At 66.8% G+C, this 17127-nt stretch carries 12 protein-coding genes; 4 read left to right on the forward strand and 8 right to left on the reverse strand.

Annotation, left to right across the window (positions count from 1 at the left end; genetic code table 11):
• Positions 1–23: 23 nt before the first annotated feature.
• The 4 genes from C3E99_RS09025 to C3E99_RS09040 form a co-directional block, all read right to left on the reverse strand.
• Positions 24–1304: an O-acetylhomoserine aminocarboxypropyltransferase gene (locus tag C3E99_RS09025; RefSeq protein ID WP_076075059.1), complete on the reverse strand. Its 1281-nt coding sequence runs from the start codon at positions 1302–1304 to the stop codon at positions 24–26.
• A complete protein-coding gene (scpA, locus tag C3E99_RS09030; RefSeq protein ID WP_104959711.1) occupies positions 1301–3460 on the reverse strand; it encodes a methylmalonyl-CoA mutase in 2160 nt (719 codons plus the stop codon). Before scpA ends, C3E99_RS09025 begins: the two co-directional genes overlap by 4 nt.
• Before the next feature lie 168 nt (positions 3461–3628).
• Positions 3629–4066 (reverse strand): methylmalonyl-CoA epimerase, encoded by a 438-nt coding sequence (gene mce / locus C3E99_RS09035; protein WP_104959712.1) that lies wholly within the window; start codon positions 4064–4066, stop codon positions 3629–3631.
• A 107-nt stretch (positions 4067–4173) separates the two neighbouring features.
• Positions 4174–5706, reverse strand: coding sequence for an acyl-CoA carboxylase subunit beta (locus C3E99_RS09040; RefSeq protein ID WP_067112987.1), 1533 nt, complete (start codon positions 5704–5706; stop codon positions 4174–4176).
• Positions 5707–5920: 214 nt separating this feature from the next.
• Here C3E99_RS09040 and C3E99_RS09045 point away from each other — a divergent pair, with 214 nt between their 5' ends.
• Entirely contained in the window at positions 5921–7336 is a 1416-nt protein-coding gene (locus tag C3E99_RS09045; protein ID WP_104959713.1) for a helix-turn-helix domain-containing protein, read from the forward strand.
• A gap of 128 nt (positions 7337–7464) precedes the next feature.
• On the opposite strand, the gene gor is transcribed toward C3E99_RS09045, so the two are convergent.
• Positions 7465–8814: a glutathione-disulfide reductase gene (gene gor, locus C3E99_RS09050; protein ID WP_104959714.1), complete on the reverse strand. Its 1350-nt coding sequence runs from the start codon at positions 8812–8814 to the stop codon at positions 7465–7467.
• Positions 8815–9146: 332 nt separating this feature from the next.
• Positions 9147–10652 (reverse strand): glucose-6-phosphate isomerase, encoded by a 1506-nt coding sequence (pgi, locus tag C3E99_RS09055; RefSeq protein ID WP_104959715.1) that lies wholly within the window; start codon positions 10650–10652, stop codon positions 9147–9149.
• Between the two features lie 207 nt (positions 10653–10859).
• Between pgi and lepB the strand changes: the two genes are divergently transcribed.
• Genes lepB through era form a run of 3 tightly spaced genes read left to right on the forward strand, consistent with a single transcriptional unit; the run spans position 10860 to position 13248 of the window.
• Entirely contained in the window at positions 10860–11678 is an 819-nt protein-coding gene (gene lepB, locus C3E99_RS09060; protein ID WP_067109538.1) for a signal peptidase I, read from the forward strand.
• On the forward strand, positions 11675–12358 hold the full coding sequence (rnc, locus tag C3E99_RS09065) for a ribonuclease III (protein ID WP_104959716.1): 684 nt from the start codon (positions 11675–11677) through the stop codon (positions 12356–12358). The genes lepB and rnc overlap by 4 nt, the downstream gene beginning before the upstream one ends.
• Entirely contained in the window at positions 12355–13248 is an 894-nt protein-coding gene (era, locus tag C3E99_RS09070; protein ID WP_076075051.1) for a GTPase Era, read from the forward strand. The genes rnc and era overlap by 4 nt, the downstream gene beginning before the upstream one ends.
• Before the next feature lie 79 nt (positions 13249–13327).
• On the opposite strand, the gene topA is transcribed toward era, so the two are convergent.
• Entirely contained in the window at positions 13328–15871 is a 2544-nt protein-coding gene (gene topA / locus C3E99_RS09075; protein WP_076075050.1) for a type I DNA topoisomerase, read from the reverse strand.
• 169 nt (positions 15872–16040) lie between these two features.
• Positions 16041–17033 (reverse strand): hypothetical protein, encoded by a 993-nt coding sequence (locus C3E99_RS09080; protein WP_076075048.1) that lies wholly within the window; start codon positions 17031–17033, stop codon positions 16041–16043.
• Positions 17034–17127 lie beyond the last annotated feature (94 nt).

Below are 17127 nucleotides of genomic sequence, written 5' to 3' on the forward strand. Positions count from 1 at the left end.
GGGCGGAGTGGATTGGATCTGGCTCACGCGATCGCCTCCAGCGCCTGTGCGAGGTCGGCGATGATGTCGTCGATATGCTCGATGACGACCGACACGCGCACCACGTCGGGACCCGCGCCCGTCTCGACGAGTTCGGCTTCGGAAAGCTGGCTGTGCGTGGTCGAGGCGGGATGGATGATGAGCGAGCGTGTGTCGCCGAGGTTGGCGAGGTGGCTGAACATCTTCACCGACGACACCAGCTTGACGCCCGCGTCGTAGCCGCCCTTGAGCCCGAAGGTGAACACCGCGCCGCCCTTGCCGCCGAGATAGCGCTTCGCGAGCGCGTGATAGGGGTCGTCCTCCAGCCCGGCGTAGGACACCCAATCGACCTTCGGATGCGCACGCAGCCATTTGGCGAGCGCGAGCGCGTTGCTGCAATGGCGCTCCATCCGCAGCGCCAGCGTCTCCATGCCGGTGAGCGCGAGGAACGCGTTCATCGGTGCGAGCGCCGGGCCGAGGTCGCGCAGGCCGAGCGTCCGCGCGGCGAGGATGAAGGCGAGGTTGCCGAACGTTTCGGCGAACTTGATGCCGTGATAGGAGGCGTTGGGCTCGGTCAGCGTCGGATATTTGCCGCCCTTCGTCCAGTCGAACGATCCCGCGTCGACGATCACCCCGCCGATCGCATTGCCATGGCCGTTGAGGAACTTGGTCGTCGAATGAACGACGATGTCGGCGCCATGCTCGATCGGGCGGCACAGCATCGGTGTCGCCATCGTGTTGTCGACGATCAGCGGCACCCCGGCATCATGCGCGACCTTGGCGATCGCCTCGATGTCCTGCACGACCCCGCCTGGGTTGGCGAGGCTTTCGATGAACACCGCGCGCGTCTTGTCGGTGATCGCAGCGGCGACATTGCCGGCATCGTCGGCGTCGACGAAATGCGTTGTCCACGCCATCTTGCGGAAACTCTGGCCAAGCTGGTTCTGCGACCCGCCATACAGCTTGCGCGCCGCGACGATCTCGCAGCCCGGTTCCATCAGCGTGTGAAAGGTCAGGAACTGCGCCGCGTGGCCCGACGCCACTGCGAGTGCGCCCGCGCCGCCTTCGAGCGCGGCGATCTTGCCCTCCAGCGCGCCGTTGGTCGGGTTCATGATCCGCGTGTAAATGTTCCCGAACTCTTCGAGGTTGAACAGGCGCGAGGCATGTTCGACGCTGTCGAAGACATAGGATGAGGTCTGATAGATCGGGGTGATCCGCGCCTTGGTCGTCGGATCGGGCTGGGTCCCGGCGTGGACGGTCAGCGTTTCGGGCTTCATCTCAGTCATGCGGCATCCTCCAGTGGCGGCATATTGTGGCCGAGCAGGCGCAGCACGTCGGCGGCGCATTCGACCACGTTGGAACCGGGTCCATAGATACCCTGCACCCCGGCGTCGCGCAGATAATCATAATCCTGCGGCGGGATGACGCCCCCCGCGATAACCTTGATGTCGCTGCGCCCGGCTTCCTTGAGGCCCCGGATCAGTTCGGGGATCAGCGTCTTGTGCCCGGCGGCGAGGCTCGACGCACCGACCGCGTCGACCCCGCTTTCGAGCGCGAGCACCACCGTTTCCTCCGGCGTCTGGAACAGGGGGCCTGAGACGACGTCGAAACCCATGTCGCCGAAGGCCGAGGCGATGACGTTGGCGCCGCGGTCGTGCCCGTCCTGCCCCATCTTGGCGATCAGCAGCTTGGGCGCGCGGCCCAGCCGGCGCTCGACCGCCTTGACCCCGTCGACGACCTGCTGCCAGCGGCCGTCGTCCTTGTAGGGCGCGGCATAGACGCCCTTCACCGGGGTCGGCACGGTCGCATAGCGGTCGAAGGCTTCCTCCATCGCCGCCGAAATCTCGCCGAGCGTCGCGCGGGCGCGCGCCGCATCGACCGCGTGGGCGAGCAGGTTGGTCTCGATCGACTGCGGCGCGGCCGCCGCCCTGCGCAGCGCGTCGAGGGCCGCGCGGCACGCCGCCTCGTCGCGGCTCGCCTTCACCGTGTTGATGCGCGCGACCTGCGCTTCGCGCACCTTGGTGTTGTCGACCTCGAGCGTTTCGAGCAGGTCCTCGTCCTTCAGGCGATATTTGTTGACGCCAACGATCACGTCGTCGCCGCGGTCGACGCGCGCCTGCCGCGCCGCGGCGGCTTCCTCGATCATCGCCTTGGGCCAGCCCGCCGCGACCGCCTTCGCCATGCCGCCCTCGGCCTCGACGCGGTCGATGATCGCCTGCGCCTTGTCGACCAGTTCCTGCGTCAGCGCCTCGACATAATAGCTGCCGCCCAGCGGATCGACGACATTGCACATGCCGGTCTCTTCCTGGATGATGATCTGGGTGTTGCGGGCGATGCGGGCGGAAAAATCCGTCGGCAGCGCGATCGCCTCGTCGAGCGCATTGGTGTGGAGCGACTGGGTGCCGCCGAGCATCGCCGCCATCGCCTCGATCGTCGTGCGGATGACGTTGTTGTAGGGGTCCTGCTCGGTCAGCGACACGCCCGACGTCTGGCAATGGGTGCGCAGCATCTTCGAGCGTTCGGATTGCGCGCCGAGCTTCGTCATCGCGCGATGCCACAGGACGCGCGCCGCGCGCAGCTTCGCCGCCTCCATGAAGAAGTTCATGCCGATGGCGAAGAAGAAGGACAGCCGACCGGCGAACTTGTCGATGTCGAGGCCGGATGCGACGCCATATTTCACATATTCGATGCCGTCGGCGATGGTGAAGGCGAGTTCCTGCACCTGCGTCGCCCCCGCCTCCTGCATATGATAGCCGGAGATCGAGATGCTGTTGAACTTCGGCATCTCGCGCGACGTATAACCGAAGATATCGCTGATGATCCGCATCGAGGGTTCGGGCGGGTAGATATAGGTGTTGCGGACCATGAACTCCTTGAGGATGTCGTTCTGGATGGTCCCGTCGAGCAGCGACCGCGCCACCCCCTGCTCCTCGCCCGCGACGATGAAGAAGGCGAGGATCGGGATCACCGCGCCGTTCATCGTCATGCTGACCGACATCTGGTCGAGCGGGATGCCGTCGAACAATATCTTCATGTCCTCGACGCTGTCGATCGCGACGCCCGCCTTGCCGACGTCGCCGACGACGCGCGGATGGTCGCTGTCATAGCCGCGGTGCGTCGCCAGATCGAAAGCGACCGACAGCCCCTTCTGCCCCGCCGCGAGGTTGCGGCGATAGAAGGCGTTCGATTCCTCGGCAGTCGAAAAGCCCGCATATTGCCGGATCGTCCACGGCCGCCCGGTGTACATCGACGCGCGCACGCCGCGCGTGAAGGGCGCGAAACCAGGCAGGCCGGGGTCGGTCTTCACATCCTCGGCCGTGTAGAGCGGCTTGACGTCGATCCCCTCGGGCGTGTGCCAGGTCAGGTCCCTAAACGCATCTGGGCCCTTCACCTCCTTCTCGGCGGCGGCGGCCCATTGGTCGAGGGTGGGTTTGTCGGTCATAATCTTCAGTCCCCTGCCCTCTCCCCTTCAGGGGAGAGGATACGCAGGCTTGCCAGCTTGCTGGCTAGCCGGAGTTGGAGAGGGGCCTCCCCCTCTCCGCTGCGACTAGGGCCTGCTGCGCAGACCCAAGTCTCGCGCCTCTCCCCTGAAGGGGAGAGGGCAGAAAAGTCAGTGCGCCCCCTTCGGCGTCTCCATGATCTCGGTCAGCACCCCGCCCATGTCGCGCGGATGGACGAAGAAGATCGGCGTCCCGTGCGCCCCGATCCGCGGTTCGCCGAGCACGCGCTTGCCCATCGCCTCGAACTCCGCCTTGGCGGCGTGGATGTCGGGGACCTCATAGCACATATGATGCTGCCCGCCCTGCGGGTTCCGTTCGAGGAAGCCCGCGATCGACGCATTGCCGGGCAGCGGCTCGATCAGCTCGATCTGCGTGCCGTTCGTCCCACCCTCGCCGGGCGTATCGACGAAGCACACTTTGACGCCCTGATCGGGCATGTCGAACGGCTCGCAGATCGTCGTCGCGCCCATCACGTCGCGGTAGAAGGCGATGCTGTCGGCGATGGACGGCGTCGCGACGCCGATGTGGTTGAGGCGGCCCAGTTTCATATCAAAGTCTCTCCAGTTTCGTCATGCCGGACCCGATCCGGCATCCCGCTTAGACCTCGCGGAACAAGGATAGCGGGACCCCGGATCAGGTCCGGGGCGACGCCAAACTACAGCGGAATATTGTCATGCTTCTTCCACGGGTTCTCCAACTGCTTGTTCCGCAGCTTCCGCAGCCCCAGCGCGATCCTTTTCCGCGTGTTGCGGGGATGGATGACCTCGTCGATATAGCCGCGCGATGCCGCGACGAAGGGGTTGGCGAAGCGATCCTCATATTCCTTCGTGCGCTCGGCGATCTTCTGCGCGTCGCCGATGTCGCTGCGGAAGATGATTTCGACCGCGCCCTTCGCGCCCATCACCGCGATCTCGGCGGTCGGCCACGCATAGTTCAAATCGCCGCGCAGATGCTTCGACGCCATGACGTCGTAGGCGCCGCCATAGGCCTTGCGCGTGATGACCGTGATCTTGGGCACCGTCGCCTCGGCATAGGCGAAGAGCAGCTTCGCGCCATGTTTGATGATGCCGTTATATTCCTGCGCGGTGCCGGGCAGGAAGCCGGGAACGTCGACGAAGGTGACGATCGGAATCTCGAACGCGTCGCAGAAACGTACGAAGCGCGCCGCCTTCTTCGACGAATTGATGTCGAGCACGCCCGCCAGCACCAGCGGCTGGTTGGCGACGATGCCGATCGTGCGCCCCTCGATGCGCCCGAAGCCGCAGATGATGTTCGCGGCGTGCGCCGGCTGCACCTCGAAGAAATCGCCCTCGTCGACCGTCTTGCGGATCAGCTCGTGCATGTCATAGGGCTGGTTCGCATTAGGCGGGATCAGCGTGTCGAGGCTGTCCTCGGCGCGGTCGTAGGGATCGCTCGTCGGGCGCACGGGCACGCCGGCGCGGTTGTTCTCGGGCAGATAGTCGAAGAAATCACGCGCCGCGAGCAGCGCCTCGATGTCGTTCTCGAACGCCAGGTCGGCGACCGAGCTTTTCGTCGTGTGCGTGATCGCGCCGCCCAGTTCCTCCTGCGTTACCACCTCGTTGGTCACCGTCTTGACCACGTCGGGACCGGTGACGAACATGTAGCTCGAATCCTTCACCATGAAGATGAAGTCGGTCATCGCGGGCGAATAGACCGCGCCGCCCGCGCACGGCCCCATGATGAGCGAAATCTGCGGCACCACCCCCGACGCCAGAACATTCTTCTGAAACACGTCGGCATAACCGCCGAGCGATGCGACACCCTCCTGAATTCGCGCGCCGCCCGAGTCATTGAGGCCGATAACCGGCGCCCCCACCAGCATCGCCTTTTCCATCACCTTGCAGATCTTCTCCGCATGGCGTTTCGACAATGAACCGCCGAAGACTGTAAAATCCTGGCTGAAGACATAGACGAGCCGGCCGTTGATGGTCCCCGATCCGGTCACCACGCCATCGCCGGGGATTTTCTGGTCCTGCATCCCGAAATCGACGCAATCATGCTCGACATAAGTGTCGAGCTCCTCAAATGAATCCTCGTCGAGCAGCACGAGCAGCCGCTCGCGCGCGGTCAGCTTGCCCTTGGCGTGCTGCGCGTCGATGCGCTTCTGCCCGCCCCCCAGCGCGGCGGCGGCGCGGCGGCGTTCCATTTCGGCGATATTGGCAGACATGCGGCTCTCCACGGATATTGAGCGGTCCGCCCTGCCCCGTTCGGCGCCCGGTGGCAAATGTGAATTTGCAAAGTTGCGAAGTCGGAATTTGCAAAGTAGAGCCACACCATAGGCCGTTCGTGTCGAGCGAAGGCGAGACACCCAGCGACCTTGCGCCACACTGATGGGTGTCTCGACTTCGCTCGACACGAACGGAAATGAGAGGTTTCGTGCCATGACCCGCCAACGCATCTTCGCCGGCAGCCGCATGCGCCAGCTTCGCGCCGAGCGCGGCCTGCGGCAGGCCGGGTTCGCTGCGAGGCTCGGCATCTCGACCTCCTACCTCAGCCAGATCGAGCATGACGACCGGCCGCTGACCCCCGCGCTGCTCGACCGGCTGCAAAGACTGTTCCCGCTCGAATGGGAGGAGGTCGCCGCCGACGCGGGCGACCGGCGCGCGGGCGCGCTGCGCGAGGCGGCGGCCGATCCGCTGTTCGCCGCCGCCCCGATCGCGCCCGAACAGCTCGAACGCGCGGCGCTTCAGCAGCCGCAACTCGCCGACCAGTTCGTCGCGCTGCACGCCGCCTATCGCCGCGCCGGACAGCGGCTCCAGATCATCGACGAGGCGCTGACCGGCGGCACCGCGGAAGGCAGCCGCCTGCCATGGGAGGAGGTGCGCGACTGGTTTCACGACGCGGGCAATTACGTCGACCGGCTCGACCGCGCCGCCGAGGAACTGGCGAAGGGGCTGCGCGGCGCGTCCTCTGCCCCCTCTCCTGCGGTCGAGACGATCGAGCGGCGGCTGCGCGATGCGCTCGGCATCTCGATCGTTTACAATCAGGCGCAGGCGCTGCGCGATTATGACGCGACGATGCGCCACCTCGTCATCGACCCGTCGCAACCGCCCGAAAGCCGCCGCTTCCAGCTCGCGCACCAGCTCGCGGCGCTGGCGCTCGCGGACGAGATCGCGGCGGTGGTCGAGGCGTCGCCGCTGCGCACCGCCGCGGCGCGCCAGTTGCTCCACGTCGGTCTCGCCAACTATGCGGCGGGCGCGGTGCTGATGCCCTATACGCCCTTTCGCGCCAGCGCCCGCGCGGTGCGGCACGATATCGACCGGCTACGGCTCGAATATGGGGTCAGCTTCGAACAGGCGTGCCACCGCCTCTCGACGCTCCAGCGCCCCGGCGCGCGCGGCATCCCGATGTTCTTCTGCCGCGTCGACATGGCGGGCAACATCACCAAGCGGCACAGCGCGACGCGGCTGCAATTCGCGCGCTTCGGCGGCGCCTGCCCGCTGTGGATCGTCCACGAGGCGGCGGCGATCCCCGACCGCATCCTGTTCCAGCTCGCCGAGACGCCCGACGGCCTGCGCTACGTCTCGATGGCCAAGGGGCTGGTGAAGCCGTCGGGCAGCTATGCCCGCGCCCCGCGCCGCTATGCCGTCGCGCTGGGGTGCGAGGCGCGATACGCCGCCGACTTCGTCTATGCCGACGGGGTCGACGTCGATGCGCCGCAGGCTGCGGCACGCATCGGCCCGTCGTGCCGCATCTGTCCGCGCGACGACTGCGACCAGCGCGCCTTCCCGCCGAGCGACCGGCCGATATTGGTCGATCCTGATCGAAGGGACGTGGTGCCCTATCGGATCGGGTGACCAATTCCCCTCCCGCTTGCGGGAGGGGGCTGGGGGTGGGTCTGCGACGGTGCCTCTGCCCACCCCGCTGCGAGTAGCGAGCAAGCTCGCAACTCTCGCTTCCCCTCCCGCTTGCGGGAGGGGAGCGATTACTTCAGCAGCACCAGTTCCTCGGCCATGCTCGGGTGCAGCGCCACCGTGGCGTCGAAATCGGCCTTGGTCAGCCCAGCCTTCACCGCGACCGCCGCTGCCTGCAATATCTCCGGCGCGTCGGGGCCGATCAGGTGCAGGCCGACGACCTGGTCGGTCGCCTCGTTGACCACCATCTTGTAGAGCGCGCGTTCGTTGCGGCCGGCGAGGACATTCTTCATCGCGCGGAAATCGCTCGTATAAACCCGGATCGAGCCCAGTTTATTGCGCGCCTCGGCCTCGGTCATGCCGACGGCGCCGATCGGCGGATGGCTGAACACCGCGCTCGGAACATTGGCATAATCGACCGTCGTCGGCTTGTCGCCGAAGACCGAGTCCGCGAACGCCTGCCCCTCGCGGATCGCCACGGGGGTGAGCTGGATGCGGTTGGTCACGTCGCCGACGGCATAGATGCTCGGCACCGACGAGCGGTTGCCCTCGTCGACCTTCACGGCCCCGTCGGCGTCGAGCTCGACGCCCGCCTCCGCGAGCCCCAGTCCGCGGGTGTTCGGTACCCGTCCGGTCGCCACCAGCACCGCGTCGGCGGGAATCGGGTCGCAATTGGCGAGATGAACCATCAGCGAGCCGTCGGCCTGCTTCTCGATCGACTGGAAGGGGGCGTTGAAGCGGAACTCGATGCCCTTGGTCATCGAGATCTGCAACAGCCGGTCGCGGATCTGCTCGTCATAGCCGCGCAGGATCGCGTCGCCACGATTGACGATCGTCACCTTGCTGCCGAACTCGTTGAAGATGCCGGCGAATTCGTTGGCGATATAGCCGCCGCCCGCGATCACCACGCGCTGCGGCAGCGTTTCGAGGTGAAAGACCTCGTTCGAGGTGATCGCATGCTCGCTGCCCGGAAAGTCGGGGACGAAGGGCCAGCCGCCGGTGGCGATCAGGATGCGCTCCGCAGTCAGTTCGCGCCCGTCGGCCAGGCGCACGGTCTGCGGCCCGGCGACCGTCGCGCGCGTCTTGAAGACCTCGACCTGGTGATTGTCGAGCGTCTGCCCGTAAAGCCCTTCGAGCCGGGTCACCTCGGCCAGCACATTGTCGCGCAGCCGCGCCCAGTCGAAGCGGCAATCGGGAGGAACGTCCCAGCCGAAATGGCGCGCGTCCTTCAGGTCCTCGGCGAAATGGGCGCCATAGACGAGCAGCTTCTTGGGGACGCAGCCGCGGATGACGCAGGTGCCGCCGACCCGATGCTCCTCCGCCACAGCGACGCGCGCACCGTGCGAAGCCGCGACGCGGCTGGCGCGCACCCCGCCCGACCCGGCGCCGATGACGAAAAGATCATAGTCGAACTTGGACATGGAAGAGCCCCCGCACTGGAATGATTGGCTGGCGCCTATGTGGGTGGGCGGCGCCGGCTTGCCAATCGAATTTTGCGGTCAGTGCGAAACACTTGTCGTTGCGGCCCCGGACGGATCGGCAATTATCCCTTTTCGGCAGGTAACCGTTCCCCGGCGAAAGCCGGGGCCCATGCGAGGCAGGCGCACGCATCTGGACCCCGGCTTTCGCCGGGGATCACCAGCATCATTGTCTCAAGGGCATGAACGCCGACTAGATCTGGGGGAGTCATCTACAGCGGTGTACGCAACTCCGGATTGCCGCGTCGCCATGCTCCTCGCAATGACCCTATGGGTTATTCCCCCAGCGCCGCCTGCATCAGCGCCTGCGTCGCCGGATCGAAGGCAACCGTCCCCTCGGCCAGACCCTTCGCCATTTCCTTGCCCAGTTCGACCCCGAACTGGTCGAACGGGTTGATGCCCAGCAGCACCGCGTTGGCGAAGACGCGATGCTCGTAGAAGGCGATGAGCGCGCCCAGCTGATGCGGCGTGACCTGTTCGAGCAGGATCGTCGCCGAGGGCCGGTTGCCCGGATAGGCGCGCGCGCCGTCCTCGCTCGCACGTCCGGCCATCAGCGCCGCCCCCTGCGCGATGCAGTTGGCGACGAGCGTTTCGTGGTGCGCGGCGTCGAGCAGATCGTCGGCCTCGCGCGCGACGACGAATTCGACCGGGACCAGATGCGTGCCCTGATGGAGCAGTTGGAACACCGCATGCTGGGCATCGGTGCCGACGCCGCCCCAGGTGATCGCGGCGCTCGCGCGGCCCAGCGGCTCGCCGTCCAGCGTGACGCCCTTGCCGTTCGATTCCATTTCGAGCTGCTGCAGATAAGAGGGAAGCAGCCGCAGCCGCTCGTCATAGGCGAAGACCGCGCGCGTCTGGCAGCCGAGGCGGTTGGCATAGAGCTGGTCGGCAAAGGCGGCGAGCAGGCAGATGTTGTCGGCACCCTCGGCCAGCCGGAAATGCCGGTCCATCTCCGCCGCGCCTTCGAGCAGTTCGGCGAAGGCGTCCCAGCCGAGCGCGAGCGCCGCCGGAAAGCCGATCGACGACCACAGCGAATAGCGCCCGCCGATCGTCTCGCTGAACGGCAGGATGCGCGTTTCGTCGATCCCCCATTCCATCGCCTTGTCGGGATTGGCGGTCAGCGCGACGAAGCGTCCGCTGGGGTCCTCGACCCCGCCCTCCTCCAGCCATTGCAGCGCCGACGCGGCGTTGAGCAGCGTCTCGGTGGTCGTGAAGGTCTTCGATGCGACCGCGACCAGCGTATATTCGGGGTCGAATTTCGCGAAGGCCTCGCTCAGCGCGGCCCCGTCGACATTCGAGACGACGGTGACGTCATAGCGCCGGTCGTGCCGCCCGAGCGCGTCGACGAGCAGGTCGGGGCCGAGCGCCGAACCGCCGATGCCGATGTGCAGCAGGTGGCGGATTTCGCCGAACGCCCCGGCCTCGATCGCGTCGACCAGCATGCGCATCCGCTGGTGGAGCGCCTGCGCGCGATGCACCGAATCGGGCGCGCCGTCGCCGCGCTCGGCGCTGTGCTCGGCGGCGCGCTCCTCGGTGGGGTTCACGATGCCGCCCGAAAACAGCGTCTTTCGCCGGCCCGCGAAATCCTGCGCCTCGGCCAGCCGCGACAGGATGGCGACCGCCGCATCGTCGAGGTGCGTCTTGGCGAAATCGAAGCGGATGTCGGCGACGCGGCGGACGAACGCCTGAAGCCGCGCATCGGGATCGGCGGCGACAAGCTCGGCGAGCGGACGGGGCTGCCAGTCGGCGAGGGCCTGCCAGGCTTCGGTGGCGGTGGTCATCGGATGTCCTCTTGGTTTCCGCTCGATGCGAACGGGATCGGGATGTGGCTTTCTCCATAAGCCAGCGGCGGTGCCCATGCCAGCGTCGTCCGCCGATATTCGCTTGACCTTCGCGTCCATTCGTCGCCAATGCGCGGCATGACCGACGCCAGCGCAACCGCCAGAAATTCCGCCGCCCCGACTCCCGCGCCCCCGGCCCCCGCTCCGATGTCCGCAAAGGAGGAGGCGGTCGACACCATCCGCTTCCTCGCGCTGCTCGCGGTCGCGGTGCTGATCTTCCGCAGCTTCTTTCTGTCGCCCTTCAACATTCCGTCGGAATCGATGCAGCCGCGGCTGCTGATCGGCGATTACCTGCTCGTCAACAAGATGGCCTATGGCTATTCGAAATACAGCCTGCCGTTCAGCGTGCCGCTGATCCCCGGCCGCATCTTTCCGCGCACCCCCGAACGCGGCGACGTCGTCGTGTTCAAGGCGCCGCCGGTGGGCGACAACGACTATATCAAGCGCGTCATCGGCCTGCCCGGCGACACGGTGCAGGTGAAGGACGGCGCCGTCTGGTTGAACGGCCGGCCGCTGAAGCGCGAGCCGATGCCCGATTTCGTCATTCCGGTGACGCAGAACATGATCGACGCCTCGCGCGCGATGGGCACCCTGCCCTGCTATTCGCCCGAGTTCGAGGAGACCGCCGCCGACGGCGGGCGCCAGTGCCGCTACAAGCAGTTCCGCGAGACGATGCCGAACGGCAAAAGCTATCCGATCCTCGACATCACGACGATCCAGCAGGACAATACGCCGCCGGTCACGGTGCCGGCCGGGCATCTGTTCCTGATGGGCGACAATCGCGACCGCAGCGCCGACAGCCGCTTCCCGGCGGTGGAGAATGAGGGGATCGGCCTGGTTCCCGAAGAGAATCTGGTCGGCCACGCGCTGGTCGGCATGTTCTCGACCGACGGCTCGGCGAGCTGGCTCAACCCGATCAGCTGGTTCACCGCCGCACGGTGGAGCCGCATCGGGGACGGCTTTTGAGCGAAGGCGCGTCCGCCGAAACCATCGCCGCGATCACCGGCGCGCCGCCCGGCGACCTTGGCCTCTATCACCGCGCGCTGACCCATGGCAGCAGCGGCGCGGGCGATTATCAGCGGCTTGAATTCCTGGGCGACCGGGTGCTGGGGCTGGTGATCGCGTCCGAGCTGTTCCGCCGGTTTCCGAAAGCGAGCGAGGGCGAGCTTTCGTCGCGCCTGCACGCGCTGGCATCGGGCGAAACCTGTGCGCGCATCGCGCAGCGGCTCGACCTCAACGCACATGTCCGCTTCGGCGCGCAGGCGATCAGCGACGGCGGGCGGCAGAGCGACAATGTCGCCGCCGACGTGCTCGAAGCGCTGATCGGCGCGCTGTGGCTCGACCGGGGCGAGGTGGCGGCACGCGCCTTCATCGTCCGCGAATGGGGCGCGATGATCGAGGGGCAGACCGCGGCGCCCAAGCATCCCAAGGCGGCGCTCCAGGAATGGGCGCTCGCCCGCAAGCGGCGTCCGCCCGAATATCGCCTCGTCCGCCGCGAAGGCCCCGACCATGCGCCGCGCTTTCGCGTCGCGGTCGCGGTCGGCAAGCTCGCCGAGGCCGAAGGCGAAGGCGCATCGAAGCAGGCGGCCGAAAAGGCCGCGGCGGCCGCTCTGCTCGACCGGCTGACACAGGAAGAGAAACAATGACCCAACGCTGCGGCTTCGTGGCCGTTGTCGGCGCCCCCAATGCGGGCAAGTCGACCCTCGTCAATGCGCTCGTCGGCCAGAAGGTCGCGATCGTCAGCCCCAAGGCGCAGACGACGCGCACCCGGCTGATGGGCGTCGCGATGGCGGGCGACACGCAGATCGTGCTGATCGACACCCCCGGCATCTTCGCGCCGACGCGCCGGCTCGACCGCGCGATGGTCGCCGCCGCGTGGGGCAGCCTGGAGGAGGCGGAGGCGACCCTCGTCATCGTCGATGCCGCGGCGAAGCTGAGCGGCCGCGTCGAGCGCGTGCTGGAAGGCGTCGCGGGACGGCCCGAGAAAAAGTTCCTTGTCCTCAACAAGGTCGACCTGACGCGCAAGGACAAGCTGCTGACGATCGCGACCGAGTTGAATGCGAAGCTGCCCTTCGACGAAACCTTCTTCATCGCTGCGAGCAGCGGCGACGGCGTCGCCGACCTCAAGGCGCATCTGGCTTCGCTGATGCCCGAGGGACCGTGGCATTTCCCCGAGGATGAGGTGAGCGATGCGCCCGAGCGCATGCTCGCGGCCGAAATCACGCGCGAGCAACTCTATCGCCAGCTTCACGAGGAACTCCCCTATCAGTCGACGGTCGAGACCGAGCTGTTCAAGTCGCGCCCCGACGGCAGCGCCGAAATCCATCAGCAGATCCTCGTCGCGCGCGACAACCAGCGCGCGATCGTCCTCGGCAAGGGGGGCAGCCGGATCAAGGAAATCGGCGCGAAGGCGCGCGCCGAGCTGGCCGAGTTGATGGGGCGCAAGGTCCACCTGTTCCTGCACGTGAAAGTGAAGGAGAACTGGGACGAGGATCGCAGCGTCTATCGCGACATGGGGCTCGACTGGGTCGATTGATCCTGCCCTGAAGTCGCCTGGACTATCCTTGCCTTCGTTCGTGCTCAGGGCGAACGGGGTTGGGTTAACACGCGGAATTCTATTCCTTCGCCTTCTTCTTCGCCGGGGCCTTCTTCGCGGGCGCCTTTTTCTTCGGCGCGGCTTTCTTCTTCCCCTTGGCCGGTCCCTTCGCGGCGCGCGCGTCGATCAGCGCGACCGCTTCCTCGACCGTCAGCGCGTCGGGTTCGACCGTCTTGGGCAGCGTCGCGTTGGTCGTGCCGTCGGTGACATAGGGGCCGAAACGCCCCGCCATCAGCTTCATCTCGCCGCCGCTCGTCGGGTGCGGGCCGAAGGTCTTGAGCGGCTCTGCCTTGGCGCGCGCGCCGCGGCCGCCGCCGTTCGCCGCGTCGGCGATGCGCGCCACCGCGGCGTTCATGCCGATCTCGAAGATTTCGGCGGTGCCGGTCAACTTCGCATATTTGCCGTCATGGAGCAGATAGGGACCATAGCGCCCCAGCCCCGCGACGATCGGCTTGCCGCTTTCGGGATGCATGCCGACCTCGCGCGGCAGGCTGAGCAGCCGCAACGCATAGTCGAGGTCGAAATCCTCGGCAGGGATATCCTTGGGGATCGACGAACGCTTCGCCTCCTTGCCCTCGCCGAGCTGGATATAGGGGCCGAAGCGACCGCTGCGCTTCGTCACCTCGAGCCCGCTGTCGGGGTCGGTTCCCATCGCCTCGGGGCCGTTGTCGGCGCCGTTGTCCGCACCGCCCGGCTGCGCGAACTTGCGGGTATATTTGCACTCGGGATAATTGCTGCATGCGATGAACGGCCCGAAACGCCCGCCGCGCAGCGCGAGCCGGCCGGTGCCGCAATTGGGACAAAGCCGGGGATCGCTGCCGTCGCCCTTGTCGGGGAAGAGATAGGCGCCGAGGAATTCGTCGAGCGCCGCGGTAATCTCCGACGGTTTCTGTTCCATCACCTCGCCGGTGCGCGGCTTGAAATCGCGCCAGAAGCGGTCGAGCACCGCCTGCCACTGCGCGCGGCCGCCCGACACGTCGTCGAGCTCCTCCTCGAGCCCGGCGGTGAAATCATAGCCGACGTAGCGCGCGAAGAAGCGTTCGAGGAACGCCGTCAGCAGCCGCCCGCTTTCCTCGGGGATGAAGCGGTTCTTCTCGATGCGCACATAGGCGCGGTCCTTGAGCACCTGGAGGATCGAGGCATAGGTCGAGGGCCGCCCGATGCCGAGTTCCTCCATCTTCTTGACGAGGCTCGCCTCGGAATAACGCGGCGGCGGCTGCGTCTCGTGGCTCTCGACCTCGACGCCGGTCTTCGCCGGCGCATCGCCCTTGTCCATCGCGGGGAGCAGACGACCATCCTCGTCGTCGCTGTTATCGTCGCGCCCCTCGTCATAAAGGGCGAGGAAGCCGGGGAATTTCACCACCTGCCCCGTCGCGCGCAGCATCGTCTTGCCGGTGCCGTCGGACAGGTCGACGCTGGTGCGTTCGAGCCGCGCCGACGCCATCTGGCTGGCTAGCGCGCGCTTCCAGATCAGTTCGTAGAGCCGCGCATGGTCGCCGCCGCCGACGCGGTCCCTGCCGAAATCGGTCGGCCGGATCGCTTCATGCGCTTCCTGCGCGTTCTTCGCCTTGGTCTGATACTGCCGCGGCTTGTCGGGGACATAACCGCCGTCGTAGCGGTCGGCGATCGCGCGACGCGCGGCACTGATCGCGCTGCCGTCCATCTGGACGCCGTCGGTCCGCATATAGGTGATCGCGCCGTCCTCGTAGAGGTCCTGCGCGACGCGCATCGTGTGGCTGGCGGAAAAGCCGAGCTTGCGCGCCGCCTCCTGCTGGAGCGTCGAGGTGGTGAAGGGCGGCGGCGGGTTGCGGGTCAGCGGCTTGGTCTCGACCGCATCGACGGTGAAATGGCCCGCCTTCACATCGGCCTCGGCGGCGCGCGCATCAGCCTCTGTCGTGATCGACAGCCGCTCGATCTTGTCGCCGCGCCAGCGCGCGAGGCGCGCCCTGAACGGTGTGCCGCCCATTTCGAACAGCCCGGTCACCGACCAATATTGCTGCGTGACGAACGCCTCGATCTCGCGCTCGCGCTCGACCACCAGCCGCAGCGCGACCGACTGGACACGGCCAGCCGACTTGGCGCCGGGCAGCTTGCGCCACAGCACCGGAGACAGGGTGAAACCGACCAGATAGTCGAGCGCGCGCCGCGCGCGATAGGCATCGATCAAATCGGTGTCGAGGTCGCGCGGATGCGCCATCGCATCGGTCACCGCCTGCTTGGTGATCGCGTTGAAGGTGACGCGTTCGACCGCCTGCGGCAGCGCCTTTTTGCTGCGCAGCAATTCCTGCACATGCCAGCTGATCGCCTCGCCCTCGCGATCGGGGTCGGTCGCGAGGATCAGGCGGTCGGCCTGCTTCGCCGCGTCCTGAATCTCCTTCAGCCGCTTCGCCTTGTCGGGATAGAGCTGCCACTGCATCGCGAAGCCGTCGTCCGGATCGACCGAACCGTCCTTGGGCGGCAGGTCGCGGACATGGCCGTAGGATGCGAGCACCTTGAAATCACGGCCGAGATATTTCTCGATCGTCTTCGCCTTGGCAGGCGATTCGACAATTACCAATTGCATTGAAAATCCGTTCGCTGGGAACCCTTACACGTGTGCGCGAGGGTTGCGGAGGGCTTGGCCCTTCGTCAAGAGGGATTTGGCGCAACCGTCGCCGCCCGCGAAGATGGGACCGCTCGCGGTGTCGCACAAGGCTGCCGGCGGTCCCCTCTTCGCGGGGCGACGGTGGGGATCAGCGCAAGGCGCCCAGCCGCCCGATCAGCATCTCGCTCGCCAGGCTTGCCGCCTTGGCCGCACCCTCTTCATAGGCGCGGGGCTTTGCCGCGAATTCGAACTTGCGCGTCTTGCCGAAGCGCAGGCCGCCCAGCCCGGCGACCGCCGCGAGGCCGCCCGCGACGTTGGCGCCCGATTGCAGCGCCTTGTCCGCGCCGCTGGTCGCATCGTCCTTTTCGATGAAATCGCCCTCGACCGCGACCGGGGCCTTGACGGTGATGACCGACTGCTTGCCGCTCGGCGCGATCAGCGTCAGGCGCGAATAGTCGGCCGCGACCGACAGGCCGCTGTTGACCTGAATGCCGCCGAAGCTGAAGGCGCCGGGACGCTTCTGGTTCGAAAAGTCGATCAGATAGACGACGTCGATCACGCCGACCCCCGCCTGTTTCGCATAGTTGGCGAAGGCCATGCCGGTCTGGCCCGCGGCCATGTTGATGCCGATGCTGCTCATCCCCGACCCCAGGAAGTCGCCGGGAATCATCAGCAGCGACGGCAGGTCATTGGGCTTGAAATAGGTTGCCTTGCCCTTGCTGCCCTTTTCGAGCGCAATATTGATGTCGAGCGGCACGTCCTGCGACTTGCTCTTGCCGAGCGCCGCGTGACCGAACAGGTCGGCGGGCGTCTGGACGGTATAGCCGCTCGCCTGAAGTCGGGAGACGAAATCGGCATAGGCCGCATCGGTGATCGTCTGCATCATCGCCGGCGTCACGCCGACCAGTTCGCTCTTTGCCTTGGTGGTGCCGCCGAAGGCGCCCATCAGGCCGCCGCTCGCCTGCGTCTGGTCGATCGATTCGAAGATGAAGCCGACGTTGAACGCGCCGATCGCAACGGTGCCGACGCCCTTCGCATTGGCGGGCCCCGAAATCTTGACCGGTTCCTGGTCCCTGGCGATGGCGGCGGCAGGCTGGGCCAGCAGCGCCGCGACGGCGAGCGCCGACAGCAATTTCCTCATGGGTCGTTCCTCCGCACCCCGCGACCGCCCGGCGGTGCGAGATGTTCGCGAAGCAACCCACGATCCCGCGCATCCGCCAGATGCGAGGGCGTGT

The sequence above is a fragment of the Sphingopyxis sp. MG genome (genome assembly GCF_002953155.1).
GTDB lineage: Bacteria > Pseudomonadota > Alphaproteobacteria > Sphingomonadales > Sphingomonadaceae > Sphingopyxis > Sphingopyxis granuli.